At 70.4% G+C, this 15,273-nt stretch carries 15 protein-coding genes and 2 tRNA genes; 15 read left to right on the plus strand and 2 right to left on the minus strand.

Annotation, left to right across the window (positions count from 1 at the left end; genetic code table 11):
* The coding region (locus tag ENSA5_RS39840) for an MYXO-CTERM sorting domain-containing protein (protein WP_146156154.1) at positions 1–164 on the plus strand (164 nt) is incomplete at its 5' end.
* Positions 165–173: 9 nt separating this feature from the next.
* The gene (locus tag ENSA5_RS38310; RefSeq protein WP_181198174.1) at positions 174–1,322 is read left to right on the plus strand and encodes a hypothetical protein; all 1,149 of its coding nucleotides are present in this window, start codon (positions 174–176) and stop codon (positions 1,320–1,322) included.
* 78 nt (positions 1,323–1,400) lie between these two features.
* On the opposite strand, the gene ENSA5_RS26625 is transcribed toward ENSA5_RS38310, so the two are convergent.
* Positions 1,401–1,487, minus strand: a tRNA-Ser gene (locus ENSA5_RS26625).
* 100 nt (positions 1,488–1,587) lie between these two features.
* On the opposite strand from ENSA5_RS26625, the gene ENSA5_RS26630 reads away from it, so the two are divergent.
* The 12 genes from ENSA5_RS26630 to ENSA5_RS26685 all read left to right on the plus strand — a co-directional run bounded on the left by ENSA5_RS26630 (position 1,588) and on the right by ENSA5_RS26685 (position 12,480).
* A complete protein-coding gene (locus tag ENSA5_RS26630; RefSeq protein WP_106394504.1) occupies positions 1,588–2,328 on the plus strand; it encodes a CPBP family intramembrane glutamic endopeptidase in 741 nt (246 codons plus the stop codon).
* A gap of 70 nt (positions 2,329–2,398) precedes the next feature.
* A tRNA-Arg gene (locus ENSA5_RS26635) sits at positions 2,399–2,472 on the plus strand.
* 114 nt (positions 2,473–2,586) lie between these two features.
* Complete coding sequence (gene tadA, locus ENSA5_RS26640) at positions 2,587–3,120, plus strand: tRNA adenosine(34) deaminase TadA (protein ID WP_308726576.1); 534 nt, start codon at positions 2,587–2,589, stop codon at positions 3,118–3,120.
* Entirely contained in the window at positions 3,117–4,073 is a 957-nt protein-coding gene (locus ENSA5_RS26645; protein WP_106394505.1) for a hypothetical protein, read from the plus strand. Before tadA ends, ENSA5_RS26645 begins: the two co-directional genes overlap by 4 nt.
* Before the next feature lie 225 nt (positions 4,074–4,298).
* Positions 4,299–4,892 (plus strand): hypothetical protein, encoded by a 594-nt coding sequence (locus tag ENSA5_RS26650; RefSeq protein WP_146156155.1) that lies wholly within the window; start codon positions 4,299–4,301, stop codon positions 4,890–4,892.
* Between the two features lie 55 nt (positions 4,893–4,947).
* Positions 4,948–5,139 (plus strand): hypothetical protein, encoded by a 192-nt coding sequence (locus ENSA5_RS26655; RefSeq protein ID WP_106394507.1) that lies wholly within the window; start codon positions 4,948–4,950, stop codon positions 5,137–5,139.
* Positions 5,140–5,173: 34 nt separating this feature from the next.
* Positions 5,174–5,995, plus strand: coding sequence for an RDD family protein (locus ENSA5_RS26660; protein ID WP_106394508.1), 822 nt, complete (start codon positions 5,174–5,176; stop codon positions 5,993–5,995).
* On the plus strand, positions 5,992–7,005 hold the full coding sequence (locus tag ENSA5_RS26665) for a stage II sporulation protein M (protein WP_106394509.1): 1,014 nt from the start codon (positions 5,992–5,994) through the stop codon (positions 7,003–7,005). Before ENSA5_RS26660 ends, ENSA5_RS26665 begins: the two co-directional genes overlap by 4 nt.
* Entirely contained in the window at positions 7,002–7,856 is an 855-nt protein-coding gene (locus ENSA5_RS26670) for a hypothetical protein (protein ID WP_106394510.1), read from the plus strand. Before ENSA5_RS26665 ends, ENSA5_RS26670 begins: the two co-directional genes overlap by 4 nt.
* Positions 7,856–9,883, plus strand: a complete 2,028-nt coding sequence (locus ENSA5_RS26675) for a DUF4350 domain-containing protein (protein ID WP_106394511.1) — start codon at positions 7,856–7,858, stop codon at positions 9,881–9,883. Before ENSA5_RS26670 ends, ENSA5_RS26675 begins: the two co-directional genes overlap by 1 nt.
* A 92-nt stretch (positions 9,884–9,975) precedes the next feature.
* Positions 9,976–10,941, plus strand: a complete 966-nt coding sequence (locus tag ENSA5_RS26680; protein ID WP_106394512.1) for an AAA family ATPase — start codon at positions 9,976–9,978, stop codon at positions 10,939–10,941.
* Between the two features lie 198 nt (positions 10,942–11,139).
* Positions 11,140–12,480, plus strand: a complete 1,341-nt coding sequence (locus tag ENSA5_RS26685) for a DUF58 domain-containing protein (protein ID WP_106394513.1) — start codon at positions 11,140–11,142, stop codon at positions 12,478–12,480.
* A gap of 82 nt (positions 12,481–12,562) precedes the next feature.
* Here the strand turns inward: ENSA5_RS26685 and ENSA5_RS26690 are convergent, their stop codons facing one another.
* On the minus strand, positions 12,563–13,582 hold the full coding sequence (locus ENSA5_RS26690; RefSeq protein WP_106394514.1) for a hypothetical protein: 1,020 nt from the start codon (positions 13,580–13,582) through the stop codon (positions 12,563–12,565).
* A gap of 434 nt (positions 13,583–14,016) precedes the next feature.
* On the opposite strand from ENSA5_RS26690, the gene ENSA5_RS26695 reads away from it, so the two are divergent.
* Positions 14,017–15,255, plus strand: coding sequence for a 2-hydroxychromene-2-carboxylate isomerase (locus ENSA5_RS26695; RefSeq protein WP_181198175.1), 1,239 nt, complete (start codon positions 14,017–14,019; stop codon positions 15,253–15,255).
* Positions 15,256–15,273 lie beyond the last annotated feature (18 nt).

Raw genomic sequence — 15,273 nt, forward strand, 5'->3', positions numbered from 1 at the left:
CCGATGAGGGGGGCGGCGAGGGGTGTGCGTGCACGGTCGGGGCCGATGGACCGCCCGGTCCGGGGACGCTCTTTGGCCTCGGCGTGATGTTGCTTGGGGTCGGCCGGCGCCGCACGCGGCGGCGTGGATCCGGGCCGCGCGCGCGCGGTCGCCGAGTCCGATAGACTCCGGCCATGCGACTCAACTGGCTGGTTCCGATCTCCCTTTGCGCCCCTCTCTTGCTCGTCGGCTGCGGCGACGACGTCGAGGAGGGAGAGACTCGAGCTGAGGAGACCGCGGGCACGGCCGAGACCGGCGGCACCAGCACGGCCGACGACGAGTCAGGCACGGCCGATCAAGGTGACGGCGACGGCGATCCCGGCGACGGCGACGGCGATCCCGGCGACGGGGACGGCGACACCGGAGACGGCGATGGCGACACCGGGGACGGCGATGGCGACACCGGGGACGGCGACGGCGACACGGGCGACGGGGACGGCGACACGGGCGACGGAGACGGAGACGGGGACGGAGACGGCGACGGCGACGGCGACGGCGACGGCGACGGGGACGGCGACGGCGACAACGAGATCTGCCTGTGCGCCGAGAACACCGATCTGATCTACGTGCTCTCGGATGACGCCGAGCTGTGGAGCTTCAACCCCGAGGATCTCTCCTTCAACCAGATCACCGACGCGCTCGGCTGCCCCCAGAACAGCACCTTCTCGATGTCCGTCGACCGCAACGGCGTCGCGTTCGTGATGTTCCAGAACGACGACATCTACACGATCGACGTCAACAACCCGAACATGTGCGCGGACCCCGGCTACGCCCCCGGGCAGCTGGACTTCGACAAGTTCGGCATGGGCTTCGTGTCCAACAGCCAGTTCGACCCCTGCGACAAGCTCTACACCCACAGCTGGAGCGGTCAGGGCGGGTTCGGCGAGGGCAACAACGTCGGTCGGCTCGGGCGCATGGACGCGCAGGAGCTGATGATGGAGGAGATCGGGCCGATCAACTACGACGGCGGCGAGCTGACCGGCACCGGCGACGGCCGCCTCTTCGCCTTCGCTGGCAGCCCGGCCAAGCTCATCGAGTACGACAAGTCCGACGCCAGCGTCGTCGACACCGAGCAGCTCAACATGAGCCTGACCAACGCGTTCGCGTTCGGGTTCTACGGCGGTGACTTCTATATGTTCACCGAGTCCGACCAGAACCAGCTGGTCTCGAAGGTCACGCACTACGACTACGACGACACCAAGATGCTGACCAACGTCGTCCAGCAGGCGCCGATCCGCATCGTCGGCGCCGGCGTCTCCACCTGCGTCCCCCTCGCGATGTAGGGGGGCCGGGGGAGACGGTCCCGGGCTCGAGACCAAGAGGAAGGCCTTGAATGGTAACCATTCAAGGCCTTCCTGCTTCGGAGCCAGAGGGATTCGAACCCTCGGTAAGGTTTCCCCTACACAGGATTAGCAATCCTGCACCTTCAGCCACTCGGTCATGGCTCCTTGGGGTCGCCGAAGCTAGCGGTATTGGCTCGCGCTTGCAAGGTGCGGGGCGTGTTGCCGGACCCGGCGAGGGCCGGCACACTCTGGGGGCGAAGCAATCGTGAGCAAGCCCGCGCAACGTCCGCCCGATGACGCCAAGCCCCTCGAGCTCGTCATGCACGCGAGCACCGAGGTGCTGCTCCTGGCCCTGTCCTTCATGGTCGGGATGGCGGCGCTGATCGCTCTGATGGCCGTTGGCGTGATCCCCGATCCCGAGGGCGCCGCGTGGTCCGGGATCGTCGCGGGTCCGGTCTTGATCGGCACCGCTGGGGCCGCGTACCTGGGCTTCGAGAGGCTGCTGGGGCGCAGCGAGGGCCCGGCGCGACCGCTGGTGAGCCCGGCCGAGCGCAAGCGCGCGGGCGTGTGTGTGCTGATTGCGCTGGCCGGGGTGGTGGTCGCGCTCGCCGGCAGCGCGGTGCTCGGCTTCATCCAAGAGCAGCTGCTCGAGACCGCGGTCGAGGAGCAAGAGGCGATCGTCGAGCTCGTCGCGCGGGGCCAGACCTGGGAGCTGGCGCTGCTCGCCGTGTCGGCGGTGGTCTTGGCGCCTCTGACGGAGGAATGGCTGTTTCGTCACATGTTCTTTCGCCGGCTGCTGCACCGCTCGGGCCTGACGCTCGCGTGGATCCTCCCGGCGCTGGCGTTCTCACTTGCCCACTGGAACCCCGTAGGCGTGGCGATCTACGTGTGGCTGGGGCTCGTATTCGCCGCCTGCTACCTGCTCAGCGGGCGCCTGTGGGTTGCGATGGCGGTTCACGCCGGCCACAACGCCGTCGCCTTCTCCCTGCTCTTGTGGCCCCCATGATCGAGGGGTCCTTGCGTCGCCGCGAGTCGGCTGCTATGGACCCGGGCCGCGCGAGACAAACCAACCCCATGCACCCATAGCTCAGCTGGATAGAGCGTCGGTCTACGGAACCGAAAGTCGGAGGTTCGAATCCTTCTGGGTGCGCGAGAGCCCCTCCTGGTCAAGGCAGACCAGGAGGGGCTCGGCTTTTTTGGGCCCGGGCCAGCTCCCGGGAGCCGGTTGTTTGCGCCGCGGGCCTCGGCGGGCGATCCTGCACAGGTGGCGATCGAGCCCACGGCGGCGGATCTCGCGTACATGCGCCTGGCGATCGAGCTGGCCGCGGAGGCCGGGCAGCGCGGTGACGTGCCGGTCGGGGCTCTGGTGGTTCGCGACGGGCGGATCCTCGGGACCGGGTTCAACAAGCGCGAGCAGGATCACGACCCCTCCGGTCACGCCGAGGTCGTCGCGATGCGCGAGGCCTGTCGCCAGGCCAGGCGTTGGCGGCTCGACGGCGCGAGCCTCTACGTGACCCTCGAGCCCTGCCCGATGTGCGCGGGCACGCTCGTCAACACCCGGATCGCGCGGCTGGTTTACGGCGCCCACGATCCCAAGGCCGGGGCGGTCCGCAGCCTCTACCAGCTGTGTGAAGATCCGCGCCTCAACCACCAGCTCGAGGTCGTCGGCGGGGTCCTGGCCGAAGACTGCGCGACCCTGCTCAAGAATTTTTTTCGCGCGGCCCGAGCCCGGGCGCGGCGGGAGCGAGCGGCGGGCATCGAGGTGCCGCGCTGGGCCCGGAGCGGAGACGAGCCATGACCGACGCGCTCGCCGATGAAGTTCAGCAGATCCAGGCGATGCTCACCCGCGAGCGCCTCGCGGTGGATCTGTGTGATGGCAAGCGCACGGCGTTCTTGACCCACGTCGGCGCCGCGTCGCGGCTGGTCCCGGGCCCGTGGATCGCTCATCGGCAGCAGATCATGGCCCTCGCCTTGGCCAACCTCTCGCCGAGCCAGCGAGCGTCCCTCGCCCGCGCGGTGGTCGTCGAGTGGGGCCGGGAGTTTGGTGTCGGGCGCCTCGTGCTCGAGGCCGTCGCTTCGGGCCTGCCGCTCGGGGGCTCGTCGCTGAGCATGCGCCCCCGGACTCCGGGCGGCGAGGGCCGGCCGCACGTGCTCTACACCTGGGCCCTCGGACCGCGGGCCAGCCCCCACCGCTGTGACTGGCTGCTGCTGCGCGCCCAGCCGGGCTGGGCCTGCGACAACCCGGGTCGGCAGATCGGAGTCCGCGGGCTCGAGACCCTCGCGCAGCTCGGCGGCAGCGTGTTGTTGCTGGTCCCTAGCGCCGTCGCGGCCCGGCAGGTCGCCGACGTCGTCGGTCGGACCCTGGCCCTCGATGCTCACCCCCGCTTCGCGCCCTACCTCGACGACCTCGACGCCGAGGCCGCGCTCTTGCTGTGGCCCCAAGACGCGATCGGGGCCGCGTCGCTCGACCGTCGCGAGTTCTCCACGGCCGTGTTGATCGCGGCGCCCGAGGCCGTGCGCGGAGAGGCCATGCGCTGGGCGGGGCAGCGACCCGGCGTCGAGCTCGTCGACGCGGCGTGTCCGGGCCGGATGAATCGCAAGGCGCTGGCTCGCTACTGGATCGACTGCGGCGGGCCCAAGGTGTTGTTGCGTGGAGATCCGGAGTGGGCGGCCGAGGGCCGGGCGTGGCTCGAGTCGATCGGCGCGACCGTGAGCGCCCACTCCGAGGCCACCCAGCTGGGCTTGTTTTGATCGGTTGATCGGCTGCGTCAGCGGTCTTTCGATCAATCGACCAATCGATCAATCGATCAATCGATGGTCGCGCGCGTCTGCGCGAAACACTCGCGTCGGGGGCAACGTTGGCGCTGGCAGCGGGCGCACTTCCCGGCACTTGCCGCGCTCGCAACCCGATTGATCAGGAAAAACGACATGCGCATCAACTCTACGGCTCCTCTGACTCTACTCTCGGCTGCGGCTTTGCTCCTCCTGGCTCCGGCGTGCTCCGACGACGGCATGGCCGACGGCGACGGTACGGGCGATACGACTGGCGACGGCGACGGCGACGGCGATGGCACTGGCGACACGACCGGCGACGGCGACGGCGACGGCGACGGCGACGGCGACGGTGACCCTGGCGGCGTCGACGAGGCGGCGATCATCGCCGAGGCGATGGGCTACCAGAGCTGGGTGCTGATCAACGCGGCGCCCTTCCAGAGCGCCGGCCACGACGGTGGCATGGCCACGGTCAACGTCTGGGTGCCCGCGGACATCGCCGACCAGTACAAGGCGATCGATCCCTCGGACCCGATGTCCCCGGAGTTCCCCGCGGGGGCGATCATCGTCAAGGAGCACCTCGACGACATGAACCAGCCCGGCGGCGGGACGATCATGTACAAGGGTCCCGAGGGCTACAGCGAGAGCTCCAACGACTGGTGGTTCGGCATGGGTGACGTCCTCGGTGGCGAGCTGACCGGGACCGGGCCGGACCTGATGGGCTGCATCGGCTGTCACTCTCCGCTCACCGACAGCGACTGGCTCTTCGGCATCGCCGCCGACAACCAAAACCCCTGAGCGAGAGCTCTCGGCGACTGCTCTTGCGTGCCCGCTGGTCAAACAGCGGGTCTTTTTGCGCCTCGAGCCCCGAAAAATTCTCAAATACTACGAGATCGCGTCCGACGAGCCCGCCGACGAGCCCGCCGAGCTCGGGATCGAGAGCTTCCACGCCGAGGAGTACCTCGCGACCAACGACGTGATGGCCTCTCACCAGATCATCCCGGCCTGGGACTCCGGCTCGGTCAGCGATCGACTCTGCTATTGACGCGGGTCCTGGGCCCGGCCACCCTGGACGTCTTGTGAGCTCGGCGGTTCAAGTAGCTCGTGGTCCTGCGCTCGACACCACCGCGCAGGTCGAGACGCCCGAGCACATTCGCTTCGACTATCCGCTCGCGGGGCCAACCCGCAGAGCGCTGGCCTACCTGATCGACCTGCTGATCCGGGGCGGGGTCCTGCTCGTCGTCGGCGTCGTGGTCATGCTGGTCGACACCGCGACCGGGCTCGACGGCATGTCGATAGGCGCGCTGTTCGTGTTCTACTTCGTGCTCGACTGGTTCTACTACGTGCTGTTCGAGACGATCTGGAGCGGGCGCTCGCCGGGCAAGCGCGCGCTCAAGCTGCGCGTCGTCGGCCAAGACGGCCACTCGCTCACGGTCCTCGACTCGGTCCTGCGCAACCTCCTGCGGGCCGCGGACTTCTTGCCCTTCGGCTACTCGGTCGGGCTCGTGGTCATGGCCCGGGATCCAATGTTTCGCCGCCTCGGCGACATGGTCGCGGGGACCGTGGTCGTCGTCGAAGATCCCGGCCGGATCAGCGAGCGTCTCCACCTCCATCCCCCGCCGACCCCGGCCGAGCTCGAGGCCATGCCCGCGCGGCCGCCGGTCTCGCGCCAGGAGCTCGACGCGATCGAGCTGCTCTTGCGCCGCCGCGGGACCCTCGCGCCGCTGCGGGAGCTCGAGCTGGCCGAGCTGCTCGCGCCGCTGCTCGCCGAGCGCATGGCCGTCAGCTACCAGGACCCCGTCCGCTTTCTCGGCCTGATCTACGCCCGGGCCCTCGGTCACGAGACGATCGCCCCGGTCGAGCAGCCCCACCCGACTCGACCTGGGGGAGGTCGGCGATGAGCGCCGGCCAGAGCCAAGACGAGTTCATCGCGCGTCGGCGCGCGAGCTGGAAAGAGCTCGAGCAGCTGCTGGTCCTGGGCAAGGAGCTGCACCGCAGCGCGCCGGCCGAGATCTCGCGCGCGGCCAGCCTCTACCGCAGCGTGTGCGCGGATCTGATGCGGGCGCGGGCCCAGTTCGGGCCCGACGTCGTGCGCTACCTCGACGGCCTCGCGGGCCGAGCCCACAACCTCTTGTACGGCACGCGGGCCTATCGCCTCGCCGGGCTGTGGGAGCTGCTGGTCCGCGACTTCCCCCGGACCCTGCGCCGCCGCTGGCAGTTCTTCGCCCTGGCCAACGCACTGTTCTACCTGCCCTTCATCTTGGGCATGCTCGGGGCCCTGGCCTCGGTCGAGTTCGCCGAGACGGTCCTCCCGTCCCAGACCCTCGCGCGCATGGAGTCGATGTACGAGCAGGGCTTCTACGCGGGCCGCGACGTCCACGAGGACTCGCAGATGGCCGGGTTCTACGTGCTCAACAACGTCGGGATCGCGTTTCGCTGCTTCGCAACCGGGATCCTGTTCGGCCTCGGCAGCCTGTTTTACTCGATCTACAACGGCATGGTCATCGGCGTGGTCATCGGCTGGGTCATCCGCGCCGGCCACGGCGGCAACATCTTGACCTTCGTCTGTGGCCACGGGCCCTTCGAGCAGACGGCGGTCGTGATCTCGGCCGCGGCCGGGCTCCAGATGGGCTGGGCGCTGGTCAAGACCGACGGGCTCACGCGCATGGGCTCGCTCAGGGCCCAGGGCAAGGAGCTCGGCCACCTGATCGTCGGCGCGGCCGCGATGCTGGTGATCGCGGCGGTCATCGAGGGCTACTGGTCACCCTCGGCGGCGCCGCCCGAGCTCAAGTGGGCGGCCTCGGGCGTGTTCATCTTGTTCGTGACCGCGTGGCTGAGTCTCGGGGGCCGGCGCAGGCGCGGAGCTCGGCCCGTGGGCGCTCGGCCCGAGGGGGCGGGGGCCTCGCGATGAAGCTCGATGAAGCCCGCGTGGTCCTGCGCCCGCGCAACCTCAGCGAGATCTTCGATCTCGCCCTGCGCTTCGCGACCGACCCGGCGGCCAAGCTCTACGCCAAGCTCGGGGCCCTGACCTTGCTCCCGGCCTGGGGCCTGACCCTCGCGGCCCGCTGGGGGCTCGGCTGGGACTGGGGGCTGGTCTGGCTCCTGGCGCTGGCCCTCGTGACCCCGATCCAGGGCGTGTTCACGGTCGCGGTCGGCCGCATGATGTTCGCCGAGGAGGTCAGCGTGGCCGAGGTCCTCGGCCAGTACCTTCGCCGGCTCCCGGCCTACATCGGCGCGCTCTTCGTCACGCGCGTGATGATCGGGGTGATGAGCCTGGGCTTCTTCCTGGTCATCCCGCCGCTGTGGATGTGGGGCCGCTGCACCTACATCCACGAGGCCTGCCTGCTCGAGCAGGCCGGGCCGGTCGAGGCGGTCAGTCGCGCGTCGCGGATGATCAACCGCAACGTCATGAGCGCGGTCGCGCTGTTGCTGATGCTGACCCTCGCGGCGGCCGCCTTCGTGTTCGTGGCCGAGTCGCTGCTCAACGACGGCCTGCTCGAATTCGTGCTCCAGGTCGGGCGGCCCTTTGGCTCGCTCTTCGACGAGGGCGGCTCGGCGGCCGCCCTGCTCGGGCTGTTCTTGGCCGTGCCCTACTGGGCCACGGTGCGCTTCTTGGCCTACGTCGACCTGCGGACCCGGCGTGACGGCTGGGACGTGCAGCTGCGCTTCATGGCGATCCAGGCCGCGATCCAGGCGAGCGGGGCGGCGGCCGCCGAGTCGCGGGCCGGGCTGCGCGTCGAGCCCGAGGGGGCGCGGGCCTGATGCTGGGCGTCTCGCTCTACCTCGCGGCCTCGCTGCTCGCGGCCGAGCCGGCCAGCTCGGCCGAGGCCTCGCGCGAGGTCGAGGAGGTCTTCGAGCAGCGGCGCTACTACTTTTGCGCCGACGACAACAGCTTCGTGGCGAGGCCGTGGGATCAGCGCTGGTGTGAGCTGGCCGCGCGGACTGACTACCGCCACTGTCGGGGCTTCGAGCGTGTCTGCGCCCAGGACACCGAGGGCTCGGGCGCCGACGCGTCGGGGTACGCGGCCGGCGAGGGCACGGAGGTCGGGAAGACGAAGCCGGACAGGGCCAACCCCAACGCCCGCCGCGAGCGCGAGCGCGAGCAGAGCCTGTGGGAGCTGCCCGACCTCGGCGGCTTCGCCAAGCTCCTGATGTGGATCCTGCTCATCGGCATCGGGCTCGGGGCCGTGATCGCGGTGGCCAAGAATTTCGTCCGCGACGCCGAGCGCGACGAGCCCGAGCCCGAGCCCGAGCCCGACGCCAGCGAGTCGCTGATCGCCGCCCGGGCCGAGGCCCGGCGCGTGGTCGAGACCGACGTCCAGCGCCTGCTCGCTCGGGCCGAGCTCGCGGACAAGGCCGGGCGCCACGAAGACGCGATCAACGACGTCTACGCGGCCTTGCTGCGCCGGCTCGAGGGTGGGGGGCTGATCTCCGTCGATCGCTGGAAGACCAACGGCGACTACGTCCGGGCCCTGACTTCGCCGCTGCGCGGCGAGGTCCGCGAGATCGTGCGCCTGGTCGAGCAGGTCCAGTTCGGCGCGGCCTCGGCTGAGGCCGGTCGCTACCAGACGATCCGCGCCCAGGTCGTCGCAATCGTGACCCGGGCGGCCCTCGCCGTCGCGCTGGCCCTCGGCCTCGGCGCCCAGACGGCCTGCGATCCCGACGAGCGGCCCGACAGCTCGGCGCTGGCCGGGCTCGGCACGGGTCCGAGCGGTCAGCGGGCGGTCGGCGAGCTGCTGCTCGGCTTCGACATCGAGGCCCGCTATCGCGCGGGGGCGATCGAGCAGCTGTCGAGCACCCACGGGGCGATCGTCCTGCTCGCCGGCGCCATGCTCGACAAGGAGGACTGGGAGCTGCTCCTGCGCTGGGTCGAGGACGACGGGGGCATGCTGGTCGTCACCAACTCGCTCGCGTTGCCGCGCAGCCTCGGCATCGAATCCACCCGGGACTCCGAACAGACCCCCCTCGCGCTCGAGCACGACGGCTACGACGCCTACTTCGACGAGCTCGAGTACGCCGCGCCGCTCGGGTACACGCTCGAGGTCCGCATGAGCGCCCGCGGCGAGACCGACGAGCTGCTCGTGCGGCCCGGCCCCGACCTGTGGGCCGACACCGCGCTGACCCAGCTGCCTTCGACAGAGCGGGCGCCCTACGTCGTCCGCCGTCAGCTCGGCGACGAGGGCGGTCAGGTCGTCGTGTTCGCCGACCCCTACATGTTGACCAACGCGGCGCTGCTCGTGGCCGACAACGGCGCGTTCCTGGTCAACCTGTTTCGCAGCGCCGAGGTCGACGAGGTCGAGTTCGTCAACGGCTACACGGGCGCGGGCGCCGACGATCCCTTCGAGAGCGTGCGCAACGCCAAGCTCGGCGCGCTCTTCCTCCAGCTCTTGCTGTTCCTGGCCGTGCTCTACGCCGCGGTCGGCGTCCCCTTCGCTCGGCTGCGCGACCCTCAGCGCCAACGCCGACGGTCCTTCGCCGAGCATGTCCGGACCCTCGGTCAGCGCTACGCCCAGGCCCGCGCGGCTCGCTACGTCGCCGGGCTGTACAGCGCGTGGGCCCTGGATCGCCTCCGCGAGCGGCTCTTGCCCGGCAGCGCCCGCGGGCTCCTCCCCCTCGCCCAGGCGATCGCCGCGCGGACCGGTCGCGACGAAGGCCGGGTCATGCAGACCCTCGTCCAGGCCCACGAGCTGCGCGAGACCGCGGGCCACTCGACCCGCGGCGGGCCCGGGGATCTGGCCCTCATGCGCGAGCTCGCCCAGCTCCTCGACGAGACCGGCGGCGCCCGCTGAGCTGGCCTCGCGCTGGCCTCGCTGTCCTCACCCTGTCCTCGCCCCTCGCCCTGTCCTCGCCCCTCGCCCTCTCCTCGCCCCCTCGCCCGATCATGACCGTCCAACAGTTCGCCCACACCTTTGCTGCCATCCGGACCGAGGTCAATCGGGTGCTCCTCGGCCAAGACGAGCTCGTCGAGCAGGTCCTGCTTGCGATCTGTGCCCGCGGCCACGTGCTGATCGAGGGCGTCCCCGGCCTCGGCAAGACCCTGCTCGTGCGGACCCTCGGCCGGGTCCTCGGCTGCGAGTTCAAGCGCATCCAGTTCACGCCCGACCTGATGCCGAGCGACGTGACCGGTGGCAACGTGTTCAACCAGCAGGACAACGCGTTCATGTTCCTGCCCGGCCCGGTGTTCACCCAGCTGCTGCTCGCCGACGAGATCAACCGGGCCCCGGCCAAGACCCAGTCGGCGCTGCTCGAGGCCATGCAGGATCGCTCGGTCACCGTCGACGGCGCCACGCGGCCGCTGCCCCGGCCCTTCTTCACGATCGCGACCCAAAACCCGATCGAGTCCCAGGGCACCTACCCCCTGCCCGAGGCCCAGCTCGACCGCTTCTTGATGAAGATCAACGTCGACCACCCGACCCGCGAGGTCGAGAAGGCGCTCCTGCGCAACTACGTCCAGGGCTTCGACGCGGGCAACCTCGACACGATCGGGATCCGCGAGATCTGCACCGCCGAGGAGCTCGTCGCGCTCCAGGCCGCGACCCAGACCGTGAGCGTCGACGAGGGCATCCTCGACTACATCACCGAGGTCGTCGGCCGGACCCGCGCCCAGCGCTCGGTCTACCTCGGGGCCTCTCCGCGGGCCTCGATCGCGCTGTTGACCACGGCCCGGGCCCGGGCCGCGTCCGAGAGCCGCTCCTACGTGATCCCCGACGACGTCAAGCACCTCGCCCCCGCGATCCTCCGCCACCGCCTCGTCCTCCACCCCGACGCCGAGATCGAAGGCACGACCCCCGACGACTGCGTCCAAGCCATCCTCCGCGAGGCCCCCGTGCCCCGCACCGCCGCCTGAGCGTCGCGATGTCGGATTCCCCCACACCCCGCGCGAGCCATGCTCTCCGCGCATCGAGCCCCCCTCAGGGGGGGCCACGCACCCTCATTGCGAAGCTCATGAACGCCCACCGAGCGAGGGAGCACAGCGAGCGGGCGAGGGGCCGCGCAGCGGGCGTGCGTGGCAAGGTGCGCGGCGGCCGGGGGGGGATCTAGCTCGATGCTCATCCCTGCGCGATCGCTGGTGTGGCTGGCCCTGGTTCCGGTGATCCTGGCCTGCATCGTGCCCTTCGACGAGTCGATGCTGTGGCCGATGCTGATGGTCGACCTCGCGCTGGTCGTGCTCGCGGCCGGCGACGCGCTGGCCTCGGTCCGCAAGCTGCTGACGGTCTCGCGTCGGACCCCCGAGGTGTTCTCGATCGGCCGGCCGAACTCGGTCACCGTCGAGCTGCGCTCTCGCGCGCGCCGCCGCCTCGCCGTCGAGCTGACCTGTGAGCTGTTCGAGCGGGCCGAGGCCGACGACCTGCCCCTGAAGTTCGAGCTGCGCGGGGGCGCCCGGACCGTCGAGCGCTTCCGCGTGGTCCCGCGTCGGCGCGGCGCCTTCAACCTCGGCGACATCGTGGTCCGCTATCCGAGCCCGCTCGGGCTGTGGAAGCGACAGGTCCGGTTCCCCGCCCACCACCCGGTCCGGGTCTACCCCGACGTGCAGTCGGTCCGGACCTGGGAGCTGCTCGCGCGCCAGGATCGTCAGCACTCGTTGATGCGGACGACCCGGCGCCTCGGCGGTGAGTCGGAGTTCGAGCAGCTGCGCGACTACACCCGCGACGACGAGTTTCGCTCGATCGACTGGAAGGCCACGGCCCGCCGCGGCAAGCTCACCGCCCGCCAGTACCAGCTCGAGAGCAACCAGAACCTGATGTTCGTGCTCGATGGCGGCCGCCTGATGACCGGCGAGACCGCGGGGCTCTCGCTCTTCGACCACGCCCTCAACGCGACCTTGATGCTCGCCCACGTCGCCTCGCGCGGGGGCGACCGGGTCGGCCTGCTCAGCTACGCTCAGAGTGTCCAGGCCTTCGTGTCGCCGGGCGCCGGGCGCCGGGCCGTGCAGAAGCTGATCCAGGCCAGCTACGCGCTGCACCCCGAGCTCGTCGAGCCCGACCCCGAGGGCGCGTTCGAGGTCTTGAACCTGCGCGTGCGCCAGCGGAACCTGGTCGTGCTCTTCACCCAGGTCATCGACGAGCGCGCCGCGGACGAGCTGGTTCGGGTCACGCGGGGGCTGGCCTCGCGCCACCTGCCGCTGATCGTGCTGTTCCGCGACGTCGACGTCGACGCGCTGCTCGAGGGCAAGAGCTCCGCGGGCGAGCTGCCGGCGAGCCCGGCTCGCGTGGCCGAGCTCGACCTCTACATTCGCGGCGCCGCGGCCGAGCTGATCTCGTGGCGCGACCAGCTGATCCGCAAGCTCGGCAACCACGGCGCGCTGGTCCTCGACGTCGATCCGAGCGAGCTGACGCCCGCGCTGATCAACCGCTACCTCGAGATCAAGGCCCGTCACCTGCTGTGAATTGACGAAGCCGCCAGCTCTCATCGAGCGGCGGCTTCGGTGGCGGCGCCTGGGCCCGCTGCGGGGCCCGCTGCGGCGGCGCTCAGACCTCGGGCGAGGCGCCCTTGCCAGCTTGGGCGGTCTGACCCGCCTGGGCAGCCTGAGCGGCCTTGGTGCTGATCTTGTTCTGAATGTGGATGCGCTCGAGCTCCTCGCGGGCGGCGGGGCGCAGGGTCATCCACACGAAGTCGTGGAGGTCGAGCAGGTCGACCGGCGGGTGGCCGAGCTCGGTCAGCTCGTCTTCGACGTGGCGGGCGACGTCGAGGTAGCGCTGGTAGGCGGCCTCGCTCGCGCGCTTGGGCGGGTTGAAGCGCGGCATGACGATCTTGCCCTGGACCGCGAACACGCTCGGGCGCACGCACAGGTGCTTGTGGGGCGCGAGCAGGGCGAGGGCCCCGGTCAGGATCTGCCACGAGGTCGCGGGCCCGCGGGCGCCGACGAGGCCGGCCTGGATGCTGCGCAGGGTCGTGCCCGCCGGATCCTTGGCCATGTTGGCGATCGTCTGCGAGAACTCCTTGGTCGGGTTCGTCGTCTGGAGCTTGTTGACGTGGGCGCTGGGCACGAGGTCCGTGCCGGCGAGGACCTTGACCAGCGAGGCGAGCACGCCGACGTAGTCGCCGTGCTCGTGGAGCTCGGCGATGCGATCGGCGGCGAGCAGCTCACGGGCCTCCTTGACCGCCGGGTCGCGGTGGCGCTTGAGCCTGCGGCCGTCGCCGCGATGCTTCTCGCGCCAGGCGTCGCCTGCGAAGCCCTTGGGGTAGTCCTTGAGCAGCAAGACCAGCTGGTCGCCGACGGTCGGGATGATCTCGACCTTCTTGCCCGAGAGGCTCGCGCGGGCCTTGGCCCGGAGCTCGTCGGCGGAGCCGTCGGCCGGCGTCGGGGCCGGGACCATCAGCTCGTAAAAGCCCTTTTTGAACACCCGAACTTCGCCGTCGGCGAAGCGAAACGCTCGCTTGCCGTCGCGCTCCCAGAGGAACACGGCGACGCCCCACTTATCGCGTTTGCTGTGGCGATAGAGCGCGTCCTGATCGGGGGTGTCATCGCTGTCGATGGCTGCGTCCATGAGGTTCCTGTGGGGTTCGTTCGGTCGTGGCGCCGAGACACGGTGACCGCGGTTTGGTCTCAGGGGCGGTGTGAGTTTGGTGATGCGCGTCGCGTCGAAAGCTTCACTAGGATGAACATCTTCGACAGCGAGCGCGAACCCAGCAACCGTCAGCGCGGGCCCAAACATAGCCTAGTTGGCGAAAAACACAAGCTCTCGGGGATCTGCGGCCCAAACTGGCTATCTGAGGGTTCACTGGCGGGGGCGCCTCCCGGGCGCGCGTGTGTGCAACACGCGGTCGAACACGGGGATTGCGCCCTGCACACATCTGGGTGTCGGGATGACCGCAACATCCCGGCGTGTGATGCGATGGGAGTCAGCGCACTTTGGCTCGACCCACAAAACGAAAACGATTCACGTCCGGTGGTGCGCCCGCCGGGCCTATGCTCGCGCTCATGGCCAGCCCCGCGCTGCGGTTTTACTTCGATTTCTCGTGCCCCTACGCCTACGTCGCGTCGACGCAGATCGAAGCCGTCGCCGAGCGGGCCGGCGCGCGCCTGGATCCGCGCCCGATCCTGCTCGGCGGGGTGTTCCGGGCCCGCGCGACGCCCCAAAACCTGTCCGAGACGCTGTCGCCCGCCAAGGCCCGCCACAACCTGGCCGACATGCACCGTCAGGCCGCGCGCGCGGGTGTCCCGCTGCACATGCCCAAGGGCCACCCGATCCGCACGGTCGAGGCTCTGCGCGCGCTGCTGGTCGTCGGCCCGCCCTTCACGCCGCTCGCGCACGCGATGTTTCGGGCCTACTGGGTCGAGGGCATCGACCTGTCGACCGAGGCCGGGCTGCGCCGCGTGCTCAGCGAGTCTGGACACGACGCCGACGCCGTGCTCGCCAAGATCGATGACCCCGCGGTCAAACAGGAGCTGCGCGCGCGGACCGACGAGGCGATCGAGGCCGGCGTGTTTGGAGTCCCGACCTGCGTGGTCGAGGGCGAGTCCGGGCCCGAGCTGTTTTGGGGCGTGGATCGCCTCGGGATGGTCGAGCGCCTGCTGTGTCGGCGCAGCGGTCGGCGCCCGCCCGAGGCGAGGCCCGCTCGCGCGGACTCCAACGAGGGCCCGGTCGACGTCTACTTCGACTACTCGAGCCCCTTCTCCTACATCGGCTGTCACCGCGCCGAGCAGCTCCTCGGCGAGCGCGCCCGCTGGCGCCCGATGTTGCTCGGCGCGCTGTTCAAGCGGGTCGGGACCCCCGACGTGCCGCTGTTCACCCAAAACGAGGCCAAGCGACAGCACACGGCCAAAGATCTCGAGCGTCAGGCCGCCGAGGCCGGCGCGCCCTACCGCTTCCCGACCCGCTTCCCGATGCGCACGGTCCTGGCCCTGCGAGTCACGCTCGCCGCGCGGGCCCACGAGAGCCGCGAGGGCCGGCGCCTGGTTCACGCCCTGTTTCAGGCCTACTGGGCCGAAGACCGCGACATCTCCGACCCCGACGTGGTCGCGCAGATCTGCGACGCCGAGGGCTTCGATGGCCCGGCCCTGATCGCCGAGGCTGGCACGCAGCCGATCAAGGACGCGCTGTTCGCCGCGACCAACGCCGCCGTCGAAGCCGGCGTGTTCGGGGCCCCGACCTTCGTCGTCCACACCCCCGATGGCCCCGAACTCTACTGGGGCGCCGACCGCCTCGACCTGGTTTGATGGCGACGCTCGGGACCG

Source organism: Enhygromyxa salina (assembly GCF_002994615.1).
GTDB lineage: Bacteria > Myxococcota_A > Polyangia > Nannocystales > Nannocystaceae > Plesiocystis > Plesiocystis salina_A.

What these genes read in the sequence shown, in the direction of transcription:
- ENSA5_RS26685 (WP_106394513.1), top strand. Translation starts at nt 11,140, where the DNA reads ATGCTCATCCCTGCGCGATCGCTGGTGTGGCTGGCCCTGGTTCCGGTG.
- ENSA5_RS26670 (WP_106394510.1), top strand. Translation starts at nt 7,002, where the DNA reads ATGAAGCTCGATGAAGCCCGCGTGGTCCTGCGCCCGCGCAACCTCAGC.
- ENSA5_RS26695 (WP_181198175.1), top strand. Translation starts at nt 14,017, where the DNA reads ATGGCCAGCCCCGCGCTGCGGTTTTACTTCGATTTCTCGTGCCCCTAC.
- ENSA5_RS26645 (WP_106394505.1), top strand. Translation starts at nt 3,117, where the DNA reads ATGACCGACGCGCTCGCCGATGAAGTTCAGCAGATCCAGGCGATGCTC.
- ENSA5_RS38310 (WP_181198174.1), top strand. Translation starts at nt 174, where the DNA reads ATGCGACTCAACTGGCTGGTTCCGATCTCCCTTTGCGCCCCTCTCTTG.
- ENSA5_RS26665 (WP_106394509.1), top strand. Translation starts at nt 5,992, where the DNA reads ATGAGCGCCGGCCAGAGCCAAGACGAGTTCATCGCGCGTCGGCGCGCG.
- ENSA5_RS26680 (WP_106394512.1), top strand. Translation starts at nt 9,976, where the DNA reads ATGACCGTCCAACAGTTCGCCCACACCTTTGCTGCCATCCGGACCGAG.
- ENSA5_RS26675 (WP_106394511.1), top strand. Translation starts at nt 7,856, where the DNA reads ATGCTGGGCGTCTCGCTCTACCTCGCGGCCTCGCTGCTCGCGGCCGAG.
- ENSA5_RS26690 (WP_106394514.1), bottom strand. Translation starts at nt 13,582, where the DNA reads ATGGACGCAGCCATCGACAGCGATGACACCCCCGATCAGGACGCGCTC.